Annotated in this window: 14 protein-coding genes; 10 read left to right on the plus strand and 4 right to left on the minus strand. The window is 45.2% G+C overall.

Annotation, left to right across the window (positions count from 1 at the left end):
- Positions 1-80 precede the first annotated feature (80 nt).
- Positions 81-1,411 (plus strand): IS1182 family transposase gene (locus tag ACUUHJ_RS08000; RefSeq protein ID WP_472301122.1). Its coding sequence is split into 2 segments (ribosomal slippage): positions 81-621 and positions 621-1,411, totalling 1,332 coding nucleotides; the frame shifts between segments, so codons are not numbered across the junction.
- 142 nt (positions 1,412-1,553) lie between these two features.
- On the opposite strand, the gene ACUUHJ_RS08005 is transcribed toward ACUUHJ_RS08000, so the two are convergent.
- Positions 1,554-2,315: an SDR family NAD(P)-dependent oxidoreductase gene (locus tag ACUUHJ_RS08005; RefSeq protein WP_472298625.1), complete on the minus strand. Its 762-nt coding sequence runs from the start codon at positions 2,313-2,315 to the stop codon at positions 1,554-1,556.
- 114 nt (positions 2,316-2,429) lie between these two features.
- Here ACUUHJ_RS08005 and ACUUHJ_RS08010 point away from each other — a divergent pair, with 114 nt between their 5' ends.
- The gene (locus ACUUHJ_RS08010) at positions 2,430-2,810 is read left to right on the plus strand and encodes a MerR family transcriptional regulator (protein ID WP_289676785.1); all 381 of its coding nucleotides are present in this window, start codon (positions 2,430-2,432) and stop codon (positions 2,808-2,810) included.
- A 78-nt stretch (positions 2,811-2,888) separates the two neighbouring features.
- On the opposite strand, the gene ACUUHJ_RS08015 is transcribed toward ACUUHJ_RS08010, so the two are convergent.
- Positions 2,889-3,524: a DUF5701 family protein gene (locus tag ACUUHJ_RS08015; protein ID WP_289676786.1), complete on the minus strand. Its 636-nt coding sequence runs from the start codon at positions 3,522-3,524 to the stop codon at positions 2,889-2,891.
- A 162-nt stretch (positions 3,525-3,686) separates the two neighbouring features.
- On the opposite strand from ACUUHJ_RS08015, the gene ACUUHJ_RS08020 reads away from it, so the two are divergent.
- Positions 3,687-4,394: a MerR family DNA-binding transcriptional regulator gene (locus ACUUHJ_RS08020; RefSeq protein WP_289678051.1), complete on the plus strand. Its 708-nt coding sequence runs from the start codon at positions 3,687-3,689 to the stop codon at positions 4,392-4,394.
- 56 nt (positions 4,395-4,450) lie between these two features.
- Here ACUUHJ_RS08020 and ACUUHJ_RS08025 read toward each other — a convergent pair whose 3' ends face one another.
- Complete coding sequence (locus ACUUHJ_RS08025) at positions 4,451-6,280, minus strand: adenine deaminase (RefSeq protein ID WP_472298626.1); 1,830 nt, start codon at positions 6,278-6,280, stop codon at positions 4,451-4,453.
- A 108-nt stretch (positions 6,281-6,388) separates the two neighbouring features.
- Here ACUUHJ_RS08025 and ACUUHJ_RS08030 point away from each other — a divergent pair, with 108 nt between their 5' ends.
- Positions 6,389-6,730 carry a hypothetical protein gene (locus ACUUHJ_RS08030; RefSeq protein WP_472298627.1) on the plus strand — a complete coding sequence of 114 codons (342 nt, stop codon included), beginning with the start codon at positions 6,389-6,391 and terminating at the stop codon, positions 6,728-6,730.
- A gap of 48 nt (positions 6,731-6,778) precedes the next feature.
- Here ACUUHJ_RS08030 and ACUUHJ_RS08035 read toward each other — a convergent pair whose 3' ends face one another.
- A complete protein-coding gene (locus tag ACUUHJ_RS08035; RefSeq protein ID WP_289676789.1) occupies positions 6,779-8,149 on the minus strand; it encodes an amino acid permease in 1,371 nt (456 codons plus the stop codon).
- Between the two features lie 415 nt (positions 8,150-8,564).
- Between ACUUHJ_RS08035 and ACUUHJ_RS08040 the strand changes: the two genes are divergently transcribed.
- The 6 genes from ACUUHJ_RS08040 to ACUUHJ_RS08065 all read left to right on the plus strand — a co-directional run bounded on the left by ACUUHJ_RS08040 (position 8,565) and on the right by ACUUHJ_RS08065 (position 13,614).
- A complete protein-coding gene (locus ACUUHJ_RS08040) occupies positions 8,565-9,308 on the plus strand; it encodes a metal ABC transporter ATP-binding protein (RefSeq protein ID WP_289676790.1) in 744 nt (247 codons plus the stop codon).
- A complete protein-coding gene (locus ACUUHJ_RS08045) occupies positions 9,308-10,168 on the plus strand; it encodes a metal ABC transporter permease (RefSeq protein ID WP_142495419.1) in 861 nt (286 codons plus the stop codon). Before ACUUHJ_RS08040 ends, ACUUHJ_RS08045 begins: the two co-directional genes overlap by 1 nt.
- Positions 10,169-10,183: 15 nt before the next feature.
- Positions 10,184-11,128, plus strand: coding sequence for a metal ABC transporter substrate-binding protein (locus ACUUHJ_RS08050; protein ID WP_472298628.1), 945 nt, complete (start codon positions 10,184-10,186; stop codon positions 11,126-11,128).
- 160 nt (positions 11,129-11,288) lie between these two features.
- A complete protein-coding gene (locus tag ACUUHJ_RS08055) occupies positions 11,289-12,008 on the plus strand; it encodes a YebC/PmpR family DNA-binding transcriptional regulator (protein WP_087344937.1) in 720 nt (239 codons plus the stop codon).
- Positions 12,009-12,422: 414 nt separating this feature from the next.
- The gene (locus ACUUHJ_RS08060; protein WP_472298629.1) at positions 12,423-12,998 is read left to right on the plus strand and encodes a zinc metalloprotease; all 576 of its coding nucleotides are present in this window, start codon (positions 12,423-12,425) and stop codon (positions 12,996-12,998) included.
- 220 nt (positions 12,999-13,218) lie between these two features.
- Positions 13,219-13,614: a hypothetical protein gene (locus tag ACUUHJ_RS08065; RefSeq protein WP_472298630.1), complete on the plus strand. Its 396-nt coding sequence runs from the start codon at positions 13,219-13,221 to the stop codon at positions 13,612-13,614.
- Positions 13,615-14,142 lie beyond the last annotated feature (528 nt).

The raw sequence follows: 14,142 nt of genomic DNA on the forward strand, positions 1-14,142 counted from the left end.
CGTTAATTTGTTATAATTCTTATAATTACATTTTATAGTAGGTGATTATTGTGCTTACCTCCAATGATAAAAATCCACAAATGCATTACGAATTTGTGTGTCTTGATGAATTGGTCCCAGAGGACCATTTATTAAGGGTCATCCAGAAACATATAGATTTCTCCTTCATCCGAGAAAAAGTACGTCAATATTATTGCGAGGATAACGGTAGACCGTCGATTGATCCTATTGTTTTATTTAAAATGATTTTCATTGGATACCTTTACGGTATCCGCTCAGAGAGGCAACTCGAAAAAGAAATCCAGACTAATATCGCCTATCGTTGGTTTCTTGGCCTTTCTTTAACAGATCGAGTTCCAGATCACACAACAATCAGTTGGAATCGTCGAACCCGTTTTAAAAATACAAATGTTTTTCAGGAGATTTTTGATGAAATTGTTCGCTTGGCGATTCAGCATCGAATGGTCGCTGGACGTGTATTGATAAGTGATTCTACGCATCTTAAAGCAAATGCGAATAAACGAAAATTTAAGAAGCATGTCATCGAGAAAACGAGTCGTGCCTATCTCAAAGATTTAGAGGTAGCAATTAATGAAGACCGTGAGGTACATGGAAAAAAGGATTGAAGCCTAGAGAGGGTGTGAAGGAAGAAAAGGAAATCAAGATGAGTACCACGGATCCGGAAAGTGGCTACATGGTTCGAGACAGCAAGCCCGAAGGCTTTTTCTATCTCGATCACCGGACTGTCGATCATAAGTACAATATTATTACCGATGTCCATGTCACTGCTGGCAATGTCCATGATTCCGTTCCTTACATAGATAGGCTGAATCTCCAAATCGAGAAGTTTGGGTTTCAGGATACAATTGAAGCTATTGCATTAGATGCTGGTTATTTAACTACTCCAATCTGCAAGGCACTTCACGATATAAATGTATTTGCTGTCATCGGTCATCGTGCCTTTACACCTGTTAAAGGTCTTTTTGCTAAATGGCGCTTTAAATATGATCTGGAGTGCGATGTGTACACATGTCCTCAAAAACATACGCTTACTTATTCGACTACCGATCGAAACGGATACAGGATGTATAAGTCCAATAAAGAAATATGTAAAACTTGTCCAAGGCTTTCTGAGTGTACCCGATCTAAAAATCACCAAAAGGTGATAAGCAGGCACGTTTGGGAAGAGAGTAAGGAATGGGTTCGACAGAACCGTTTAAGTAAATCGGGGAAATATTTATATAGATTAAGATACCAAACCATAGAGCGAAGCTTTGCAGATGCTAAAGAACTGCATGGGCTTCGCTATTGTAGGTTACGCGGACGTGAAAATGTCCAAGAGCAGGTATTGATGACAGCAACAGTACAAAACATTAAAAGGATAGCGCTACACCTAGCGAAAGCAAGTTAGGTGCAGGCTATCCTTTTTTTCAGCACTTCGTGCTGAACAATACTAAAAAGAAATCCCCCAAAAGGGGGTTTCTCTTCAGGCTGGGGATGAGACTTGCTCATCCTCTTTTTTATGCGAAAAACGTCTAGGAGTGATAAAACAACTAGTTGCTTGCCCTCGGTACATACGTGAAGATTGGATCTCTTAGCTCGAACTCATATGTTGCTCCATTCACGATTCCAACGACCTTCTCACTGTCATATAAATCGAGCAAGAAACCAGCCATTTGTTTAGCTGTATGGAACTTAGGAACTACACCAGCATATTCAAAGTGATCCATATCAAAGGAACGCTTCGCAAATTCGGTCTCTGTTGCAGCAGGTGCCAACACTTTTGCTTGCATGGCTGCTCCGTTCTCCCTCAATTCTTGTGCCAGACCTTCCGTAAAGGCACTAACATAGAACTTCGTCGCGCAATAAGTCACGGCGTTAGCGATGATTCTGTAACCTCCGCCTGAAGAAATATTGATGATTTGCGTTCCTTTCACATGTGTATAATCACGAGCATAACGAGAAGATAGAATCGTTAGTGCTTCAATATTCAAGTGAAGCATGGACTCAATTTTATTCAAATCTTGTTCCCCGACAGAAGCAAAGTTTCCGAACCCCGCATTGTTAATCCAGGTCTCAATCTCATAATCCTTTAGACTGTCGTAAAAGTCATGAACATTTGCACGCACACTTAAGTCAACTGTCCGAATGACCACATCCAATTTTGCATTGATTTCAGCCACTTTTGATTGGAGCTTTTCTAATTCCTCTGTTCGACGAGCTGCTAAAATTAAGTTTTTTCCACGAGCAGCAAATGCCAGAGCGGTTTCAAAACCAATTCCTGAGCTTGCTCCCGTAATGACCGTATAATTCATGTATATCCCTCCTGAATTTATTCAATAGCTTCCATTGAGAATGGATGTTTCATTGAGTATACAGATTAGAGTAAACTCTAAGTCAAGGGTATAAAATCTATTCGGAGGTTTCTCATGCGCACGATTGGTGAAGTGGCACATCTATTAGGGATAAGCACACATACGCTGCGGTATTATGAAAAGGAAAAAATAATAATTCCAGATCGCGATGAAAGCGGTGACAGGCGATATAGCGATTCGCATATTCAATGGCTGCAATTTGTTATCAAGTTAAAAGAAACGCAAATGCCTATCTCGAAAATCAGGAAGTACGCTTCCCTGTTTTTAGAAGGGGAACATACTGCCTCAGCTCGACTGAGTCTTTTAGAAGATCATAAACACTATATTGAGCAACAAATAAAAACTTTAATCGATGTGGATGGTATGCTAGAACGTAAAATTGTTGGTTACAAAGATTTTATCAGTAACCGAGCAGTCAAAGCTCAGGTAGACTAAGCTCCATTGCCCGCGCGCATTGAAACAAGCAGGCTTGAGGAGGAGGGATTCATGGACAGAAAAACCCTTGAGTGAGCCTCAAGGGTTTTTTTCGTCCAAACGTGCTAGGCAGGAAGCTGAACCGAGCCACGTATGAGGATTGCCGGCCCAGCACCAGCCTAGCTTCGGTTTATTTTCGCTGATCCACATGGCTGTTACGCGTCTGTCGCCACAACGAGAGCCGAGGAGAGAAAAGCCGTTGTTTTTCTTTACCCGATCCGGGAAGTGAGTGATCAGGGCAATCCCTTCCTCCAGCGTGAGCGGAGAACGCTGTTGCTCCAAGAGGATGGGCATTGCGTCATTCGGATTGACGTTCAGCGTTTCTTTTCCAGTATCAATTCCGGTCATTAAGTAAGCCATCCCTGTAGGAATCTCAATGCCCTCGATGGGTGTAAACCGCCGGATTTCTTCTGTATCCATGACACTGAAGCCAGCTTTCTTTTGCCGCTCGATGGCTTGCATCGCTTTTTCTCCGTCGAACCAATCCCCTTTTACCACGAGAACAAAGGGTACAAGGCCCTCCTGCTGTTCGTCTTCTTGAATGGGAAGAGCTTCTGCCAGTGGTTGCAGCGGGTCCAGACTTTTCCTGAACTCATCTGCTGTCATACCTGCCATTTCAGGATAGCCCTTTTGAATGAGTGTTGTTAGTTGCCGTTCGAATTCTGCTCTGTGCATGGGTTAATGCGCCTCCCTCCACTTGTCACATTCATCTTACAACATTCGTGCCAATTCAAAGGTTTCTCCAAAATAAAAGGAATAAAGCAGATTTGGGTTGAAGTAACTTTACAACTCAGCTTTAATCTTGATGGAAGAAAATCGGGAAGGGGGCTGTCTGCCATACGCCCTATTGATATTGCACGTAGGCTGAAGCTGAGCACGAGCGCCTTGCGCAATTATGAAGCACATGGGCTGGTTCCGCCTGTAGAGCGGTCAGCGAGCGGCTACCGGAAGTATACGGAGGAACACGTCGCCTATTTTACTTGTATTCAAGCCATGTCTCCTGGCTTTGGGATGGATGTGACGGCGCAGGTGATGCGGCTGATCCAGGATAAACAGTTGCAGGCTGCTCTGTGGCTTGTGAATGAGGTGCAGGCTAATTTGCAGAGGGATAAGCAGTTAGCGGAACGAAATTTGGCGATGCTTGAAGACGGTCCAGCTGGAAAGGGTGAGGAAGCTGGAAACGGCGAATGGATGACGATTGGGGAGGTAGCAACCATGACTTCTCTGCCGAGCTCAACCATCCGCCACTGGGAAAAGGTAGGACTCATTACGACTTCCCGCGATGAGAAAAATGGCTACCGTCTCTTCAATCGCTCGCAAATCCGCAAGATTATGCTGCTACGCACGCTGCGACCTGCTGTCTATTCCTTATCGGTTGTGGAGCTGAAGGAAGCCATCGCGAACATGAATGAAGAGGATGTAAAAGAGGCGCGAAACATCGCTTTGGAAACGCTGTGCTATCTGGATCAGATGAATCTCGTACAAATGCGTGGGGTTTTCTATTTCTATCAATTATGCAAAGTGGTTCAGTTGGTCGAAGAATAGGGTAGCGAAAAGAGAAAACCCTCTCCTGCACATTTGCAAAAGAGGGGATGTCATCGTTATTCCACAAACAGTGATACTCGCTCAAATCCCGCATCTGAAATGCGAATCAAGCCTGTATCCGATATGTGCAACGTCGGTATGACGACCAGAGCAAGCAAAGACAATGTCATAAAGGCGTAGTTCATTGTGCAGCCAGCATTCACCAAAGCTTGGCTAATCTCCATGGACTGCTGCACAACTGTTTCATAAGGCTCGGTCGACATCAGTCCAGCTAAACGCAGCGGAAGCTCCACCATTTCGCCGTCTCCAGTCACGACAGCGATACCACCTTGCATGCTGATCACAGCATTGGCCGCTTGTGCCATCCGCTCATCGTCGTTTCCAATGACAAGCACGTTATGGCAGTCATGGGCGACAGTCATGGCAATCGCTGCTGGCTGGTTAAATCCGACATTGCCGACAATCCCGATGCCAGAGCCGCCTGTTTTCCCATGGCGTTCGAAAACAGCCATCTTGCACAAGGTACTCTCGGGTGTAATCTGTAGCTCACTATTTGCGACAGCCACATCGACAAACACTTCGTCTGTCTCTACGTGATTTTCGCGGACAACTGCGACGCGTGTCTTGATCGTCCCGGACGGAACGGGAGTCTTGATAATGAAGTCAGAAGGAGTGAGCTCAGCCTTGATTTTCACAGAGTTGATGGCAAACTCAGGGTAAGGGAACGGAGAAAGTTCGAGCGTCATTTCACCGTTTTCCGCCACTACTTCACCGCGTGCGATCGTCGTCACGACATTTACATCAGCCAGATTCCCGTCGAGCAAAATGATATCGGCGATGATACCCGGTGCGATCGAGCCTACATCTCGTGCGACACCGAATCGTTCTGCTGTATTGATGGTCGCCATCTGGAAGGCAGTCACAGGCTTGACTCCTTGCGAGATCGCATGTCTGACGATGAAGTTCATATGACCTTCTTCTTTCAACGAATCACAGATGCGGTCATCGGACACGAGCATCATCCGGCGGGAGTCAATGCCCTGTTCGGTGTGTGCTTTGATCGTTGCTGCAACATCGTGCCAGGCAGAACCGCGGCGCATTTTGGCATACATGCCGAGGCGTACACGCTGTGCGACATCTTCGCTGGTCACGCACTCATGGTCGCCGGTTACACCCGCAGCTGCATAAGCAGCCAGACGTGGATCACTTGACGGCCATGTATAGTGACCATCCACTACTTTTCCTGCCCGCAGTGTAGCTTGAATCTCTCCAATCATTTTCGGGTCTCCGTACACGACACCAGGGAAATTCATAACTTCTCCGAGTGCGATCATATCGGGTCCCCAGCTCAATGCTTCCGCGACCTCCGCTGGTCCGAATTCTGCCCCAGCCGTTTCAAAAGAAGCATCTGTAGAAGGGACGCAGGAAGCAACCTGCATGTAAGCAGCCATCGGGGTTTGTCTCGCCTCATCCAGCATGATTCGCAAACCAGGTAGTCCGAGAACATTCGAGATCTCATGCGCGTCGAAAAAACCGCCTGTCGTTCCGAGCGGCAGTACCGCATGGGCGAACTGCGTCACGGACAGCATGCTGCTTTCGATATGACAGTGCCCGTCTAACAGTCCTGGTGCCATATACTTTCCTTTTGCATCGATGATTGTGGTGGATTCATCCGTCATTCCTTCCACAAAAGGACCGACATAGGCGATACGGGTGCCAACGACAGCGATGGACATATTCGGCAAGATTTCACCGGAGAGAACATTGACGAGAGTGCCGTTATGGATGAAGAGGGTCGCTTTTTTCTCCCCTCTGGAAAAGGCAACGAGATCAGGAATGCAATCTGCGAGTGGAGGTCTTGCAAAGGACGGATGCTGCTGTGTCATGTTTACTATCACCTCATGCTGAATTTGGTTTTTTACATATAGTACACATCGAGGAGGAAGGAAGCTAGTTTTCTTTTAGAAAAAATTTTAAAAATGAGGGTGTAGTGGATGACGAGAGTAAAAGTCAAATACCTCAAAATATCGTCCTACCTAAAGCTGTGCGTGGGCGCTGGGGTTTCAATTGGGATTTTGGATGGGGCCTTCCGTTTTTTATTATTACTCGTAATGGGACAGTTGAGCACTTCGGAAGCACTGCTCTTCAGCATGCAGGTTAAAGGATGGCTAGCGGGAACTTTGCAGTTGCTTTCTGTACCGCTGCTGTATGGGGTGGGTGCAGTCTTGTTTGGCTGCGTCTCCTATTTTCCGTTTATGTACTACCTAAAATGCAAGAAGGGGCTTGTGATTGAAGGGGTATTTGAAGGGGAACATTACGGGGACATACCAAAATAAAGCACCTCCCATTTTCACCGTTGTTGAAAGTGAAAACAGGAGGCGCTCTTAGTGTTCTGCTACCTCTATTTCATTTGTCTTTGTTTTCCGCAGTTTGTAAATCGCAACGAGTAAAATAAACCACACAGGTGTGATGAACAAGGCGACTCGTGTATCTTCCGCGAGTGCCAGCACGACCAGAATGAAGGCCAGGAATGCCAGGATCAGGTAGTTGGCAAACGGATAGAGCGGCATTTTAAACGAATTCGCTTTTGCTAAATCTGGTCTCGTTTTGCGATATTTCAAATGACAGATGACGGTAATTCCCCAAATAAAGATAAAGCAAACGGTCGAAACGCTAGTGATCAGAGTAAATACGCCTTCTGGCATGACGTAATTCAAGACAACGGCGATAAGGATAACAACCGTCGAAAAGAATAGTGCATTTGCCGGAACCTTGTTGGCAGTCAGTTTGGTAAGGGGCACAGGTGCATTCTTTTCTTTGGCAAGGGAGTAGACCATACGGCTTGTACTGAAAATGGCGCTATTACATGCAGAAGCGGCAGATGTCAGTACGACAAAGTTGACGATACCGGCAGCGGCTGCAATGCCAATCGCTGCGAAGACCTGCACAAACGGACTCTCCAACGGGTTGATCGCGTTCCAAGGATAAATGCTCATGATGACGATGAGTGCGCCAACGTAGAAAATCAAAATCCGAATCGGGATTTGGTTAATCGCTTTTGGAATGACTCGTTTTGGGTCTTCTGTTTCACCGGCTGTCAGCCCGACGAGCTCGATTCCAACAAATGCGAACACGACCATCTGAAAGGAGAGAAGGAACCCATTGAAGCCGTTCGGGAACATACCGCCATGACTCCAGAGATTCGTGAAGCTGGACGCACCAGCATTCGTAGAAAAGCCCTTGATGATCATGAAAATGCCGACAAAAATCAAGGTGAGAATCGCGATGACCTTAACCAGCGCGAACCAAAATTCCATTTCTCCAAAAAGCTTCACTGTCGCCAGGTTCATGATTAACAAAATCACGAGGGCGATTAAGCCTGGCATCCACTGCGGTATTTCTGGAAACCAAAATTGCGTATACAGACCAACAGCTGTCAGGTCGGCCATGGCGATGGAAATCCAGCAAAACCAGTAAGTCCAGCCCGTGACAAATGCGGCCATATTCCCCAAATAGTCTTTGACGAAATCCACAAAAGAATGGTAGTTCAAATTGCTCAAGAGGAGCTCCCCGAGTGAGCGCATGATTAAAAAGCAGATGATGCCTGTAATCAAGTAAGCAAATAAGATGGATGGGCCGGCCAAATGAATCGATTTTCCTGCGCCCAAAAATAATCCTGTTCCGATTGCTCCGCCGATCGCGATAAGTTGTACGTGTCTGTTTTTCAGACCTCTCTCTAATTTTTGATCCTGCATACGATCCACCTCTCTATTTTTAGTTAGTTTTCAATTTTTAGATTTTTATCAAACAGATAATTTTCATATTAACATAACTATAGCGATTTAACATATGTTTATTTATTTTTATAGAAAAAAAGCTTTTGGATATGAACGAGATAGGAACATTTTGGAAGTGTTTGCTCTTTTAAACAAGGGCTGCACTTTTTTTGTATTTCAGAAAAAAGAATATATTGACATGAGAATGGAAATCATTTAATTTTGCATTAAGGCAACTTTTTTATACGAATGCATATTAGTTTGTTTAGGTTAATATTATTGGTACGAGACTACATTGTTGTGTGTAGGCATATGTGCATGTGGGATTTACCCGTTTCACCATCAGTTTTTGGGCGGGATCATATAACGGGCTATTATCTTGGAGGGAAGAATCATGGAATCTGCTATCGCGGTAAGGGGCTTGCATGTCTCCTACTTTGGGAACGAAGTTGTTCGGGATGTTTCTTTTGATATTGAAGTAGGGAGTATGGTTGGAATCATCGGTCCAAACGGGGCAGGGAAGTCAACCCTGATCAAAGCGCTTTTGGAACTCATTCCGAGAGATAAAGGGAATGTGCGGATTTTTGGGAAAGAAACAAATGAATTCCGGAAGAAAATCGCCTATGTACCACAGCGGAGCATGATTGATTGGACGTTTCCGATCACCGTCATGGACACCGTACTGATCGGAACCTATCCAAGCGTCGGACTATTCAAATTTCCGAAAAAAAAGGAAAAAGCGTGGGCGCTGGAATGCTTGAGAAGAGTAGGACTAGAGGATTTCCGCGACAGACAGATTGGGGAGCTTTCCGGTGGACAGCAACAGCGTGTCTTCCTGGCAAGGGCACTTGCACAAAAACCGGAGCTGCTGCTTCTGGACGAGCCGTTTGTGGGGATTGATGTGGCGAGTGAGGACACCATCATTCGCATCTTGAAAGAGCTGCAATTTCAGGACAAAACAATTGTCGTCGTCCATCATGACTTGTCCAAAGCATATGCGTATTTTGATCAGCTTCTTCTCATGAACAAAGAATTGATCAAGTTCGGTACGGTCGATGAAGTGCTGAATCGAGAAGTCATGTCGAGAGCATATTCCTATCAACTACCATTTCTCGAAAAGACCGAGGTGCTTGCATAATGGACTTCTTGATGGCAATTGGACAGTATGAGTTTTTGCAAAAAGCATTGTTTACATCTGTAGTGGTTGGGTTAATCTGCGGCGTCATCGGTAGCTTTATCATCTTACGCGGAATGTCCTTGATGGGGGATGCCATCTCGCACGCTGTTTTGCCTGGGGTGGCTCTCTCCTATGCTTTTGGGATCAATTTCTTCGTGGGCGCTGTTTTAACGGGTGTGCTCACCGCTGTTGGAATTGGCTACGTGAGCCAAAATAGCCGCATCAAGAACGACACGGCGATTGGAATTTTGTTCACGTCCGCTTTTGCAATCGGAATCATCATGGTTACGATGCTGAAAAGCAGTACCGATCTGTATCACATTTTATTCGGGAATGTATTGGCTGTGCGTTCGTCAGACATGTGGGTGACGGTTGGCATCGGGGTTATCGTCATCGTGACAGTCTACGCTTTTTTCAAAGAACTGTTACTGACTTCGTTCGATCCGACCATTGCAGCTGCCTACGGCTTGCGTAACAACCTCATTCATTACTTGCTTATGACATTGCTGACGATGGTAACTGTTGCTTCCTTGCAAACCGTGGGAATCGTGCTCGTCGTCGCTATGTTGATTACACCGGCTGCTACCGCTTATCTTTTGACGGACCGTTTGTCGATCATGATCTTGTTGGCTGGCGGTTTTGGGATGCTGTCTTCGGTTATCGGCCTTTATTTTAGCTTTACCTATAATTTGGCCTCTGGTGCCACGATTGTCGTGGTTGCAACCGTGCTCTTCTTCCTGGCCTTTCTCTTCTCCCGAAAACACGGGGTGGTATGGAAATCAATCCGAGCTCGGCAAAAACGAATCGAGCTCTTAAAGTAAAGGAGAATTATCGTCATGAAGAAGTGGAATCTGTTTTTCGTTTTTCTACTAGCAACCGTATTAATGGCAGCGTGTGGTGCTCCGCAAAGTGCGAACGAGCCTACGAAATCAGGGAGTGACAAGTTGCAGGTCGTAACCACGTATTCGATTCTGTATGACATCGTGAAAAATGTTGGGGGAGATCGAGTAGAGATCCATAGCCTCGCTCCGATTGGCTCCAATCCGCATGAATATGACCCATTGCCTGCTGACGTGCAAAAAACGACGGATGCAGATGCGGTTTTCTACAACGGACTGAATTTGGAAGCAGGTAACTCCTGGTTCGATAAGCTAATGACCACAGCAGGCAAAACAGGTCCGGATGCACCCGTGTTCCGTCTCAGTGAAGGCGTAGCTGCTAAGCACTTGACGACCAAAGGCAAAGAGAGCGAAGAAGACCCGCACGCTTGGCTAGATGTACGCAATGGCATCAAGTATGCGGAGAATGCAAAAAATGCCTTGATCAAGGTGGACCCAGCCCACAAGGAAACGTATGAGCAAAACGCCAAGAAGTACATCGAACAGCTGACTGCGCTACACGAGGAAGCGGTTAAGCAGTACAATCAGATTCCGAAAGAACAGCGTTTGCTTGTGACGAGCGAGGGAGCGTTCAAATATTTCAGCGAAGCGTACGATTTTGAAGCGGCATACATTTGGGAAATCAACTCAGAGAACCAAGGAACACCAGAGCAGGTCACACAGGTGGTCGATACAATCCGTGCGAAAAAAATCCCGGCTCTGTTCGTAGAGACGAGTATCGATCCACGCAGCATGGAGATGGTATCGAATGAAACAGGTGTACCGATTGTCGGGAAAGTATTTACGGACTCACTCGGAAAGCCCGGAGAAGATGGCGATACGTACATCAAAATGATGGAATGGAATATCAAGACGATTTATGAAGGATTGACCAAGAAATAAGCTTCGTAAAAGCAAAGCACAGCTCTCTCTAATCAGGGCTGTGCTTTTAAATTCTTCCACTGCTTAACATCTTTCATCAGATTGAGGTATAATAGGCTAGTGTCTAAAAGGAATCCGGAGTATTCATTTTTAATCTGTCATATTGAAAGAGAGTGGGATTATGGGTCGTAAGTGGAACAATATTAAAGAAAAGAAAGCTTCTAAGGACGCGAGCACCAGTCGTATTTACGCGAAGTTCGGAAAGGAAATTTACGTGGCGGCAAAGCAAGGCGAGCCGGACCCAGAGTCCAACCGTGCTCTGAAGGTCGTCCTGGAGCGTGCTAAAACGTACAGCGTACCGAAAGCAATTATCGACCGCGCGATTGATAAAGCAAAGGGCGGCTCTGATGAAACGTTTAGCGATCTGCGCTATGAAGGCTTTGGGCCAAACGGTTCCATGATCATCGTGGATGCACTGACCAACAACGTAAACCGCACAGCTCCTGAAGTGCGTGCCGCTTTCAACAAAAACGGCGGTAACATGGGCGTATCCGGTTCGGTAGCTTATATGTTTGACCCAACAGCGGTATTTGGTTTGGAAGGCAAATCCTCTGATGAAGTGCTGGAAATCTTGATGGAAGCGGACGTAGACGTGCGCGACATTTTGGAAGAAGACGGTGCTGTCATCGTTTACGCAGATGCAGAACAGTTCCATGCTGTACAAGAAGCACTCAAAAACGGTGGCGTTTCAGAGTTTACCGTAGCTGAACTGACCATGCTACCACAAAACGAAGTAACGCTGACAGAAGACGTACAAGCGCAATTCGAAAAGCTGATCGATGCTTTGGAAGACTTGGACGATGTGCAGCAGGTGTACCATAACGTTGATTTAGGTGAATAATGTTTTTAATGGAGAAGACCTTTGTGTAAGAACAGAGGTCTTTTTTATGTGGCTGCGGTGAAGAGAAGAATATTTCCAGTCTAAGCTTCAGGCTCCGTCCTGCTGAGGGTTGAGACTGTCCGCTCCGAAGGGATTTGCGGGGAAACGCAAAAGTGGTGGCCGCTTCGAAGCACGGGCACGGTTGCGTTTCTTTTCCCCGCAAATCCCTTCTCCGCTCGGTAGGACTCCACAAGTCGCTACGTCTGGAAATACTGGCGTAACTGCATGCAATCTTCAATTTTAAAGCTGGTCGAATGCATCAAAGTAAACAGATAATTAGTAACTTATTATCCCATTCAATTAAAACAGATATTTACAATTTTATTTCTGTCATATAGTTTGATGTTAAAATTTTCTTGATCAGGAGGATATTTTATGTCACGTAAAAGGACAAAAGTTGCTGCTGGCTTATTCACTGTCGTTGCTTCGCTTTCATTCTTTACAACAAGTGCATTTGCTGACTATCTCGGAGGAGAATGGGACATCTATGATGTTACATATGAAGATATCAATTTAGATGAAAAATACTCGGATTTACTTTGGTCTGCTGCTGACCAGTGGAACGCAATCAGTAATATCAACCTTTCGCCAGCAGACACTAATGAAACTGGTTATATTTCTGTACAACACCCAGATTCAAGAGTCGAAAAGGAGCTTTATAGGCTTGGTACATATGGACTTGGAATACCATATGATGATAGAGGCAGGATGAATCGATCTCCATATGCGTCAGCCAACATAATAATTGTAAGGTCTATGTGTGACGATCTTGACACGGATGACACGATAAAAACTATGACTCATGAATTCGGTCATACACTTGGTCTTGCTCATCCTGAAGATACTAGTGTAGATTCCATAATGGATAACAACGATGTATTTGACTGGGATATCCACGGTCCTACAAAGTATGACAAAAAAGAACTTAGAGGTCTCTACGACAACAACTAATTATGGAAAGGATGTGTGAACATTGAAAAAACTGATTGCTATTGTGTCTGTGACAGCAGTAATTGCTGGTGTTGGTTCTGCACTGATGTATAAAGAATTCAACCATTAAAACTCTCATAGCGTTGCTCTATCTAGAACATTCAACTCTACTGAAGAAATAGTCAAAAAAGCTAATGTAATCATAAAAGGAAAAGTACCATCTGAGTTTAGGCAAGAAAAAGTGGGTACTGTTGTTTATAACGTATACGAAGTGCAAGTGGATAAATTATATAGTAACCTTTCTGACGCCAAGATAACGGAAGGTGAAAGCATCGAACTTTATCGTCTTATAGGTCTAGATTTAGGCGACAATAAAGAGCTTGCTAACGTAGTTGACGCGGACTATCACGAGTTAGAAAAAGGTGAATATCTATTATTTTTGAGTGGCGAATATGATGACGAATTGAAGAAATATACTTATATTCCAAACACACCTAATCAATTATTTAAAATGACCAGTTCGGAAGGCTTAAGGTCCAATCAGTCAAACGCTGAATTTGAAAATATAACTAAGGCGGATGAGCTGCCTCCAATCAATGAGGCAGATTTGTTAGAAGTAATAGAATCGATTAAGTAATTTTATCTTAGGCGCTTCCTATGAAGTGCCATTTTTAATTTCAATATGTACATAAATGTGGCGGCGGGGGAGAGAAGAATATTTCCAGTCTAGGCTCCAGGCTCCGTCCTGCTGAGGGTTGAGACTGTCCGCTCCGAAGGGATTTGCGGGGAAACGCAAAAGTGGTAGCCGCTTCGAAGTACGAGCACGGTTGCGTTTCTGTTGCCCGCAAATCCCTTCTCCGCTTGGTAGGACTCCACAAGTCGCTACGTCTGGAAATATTCTTCTCTGTCGGAACTGAACACATTCTTCCATCTTTTAAGGCTTTTAAAACTCGTTTAACACGGAATGCTCGTAGAGGAAACAGGAGAAATAAGCGAAAATCTTTGGGACACCGACCGAGGTGCAATGAAAAAAAGAGAAACAAGCTTTTAGCGTCCACCTCTGAGATACTTCCTGAATGGACGACTTTGGACGCGGGTTTCGCTTTTTTTCATGGAGCCGGGCAGTGAATCACCCAGCGGGTGGGACAAGAAGCTGAGCGTTTTC

The organism is Brevibacillus schisleri (assembly GCF_055685845.1).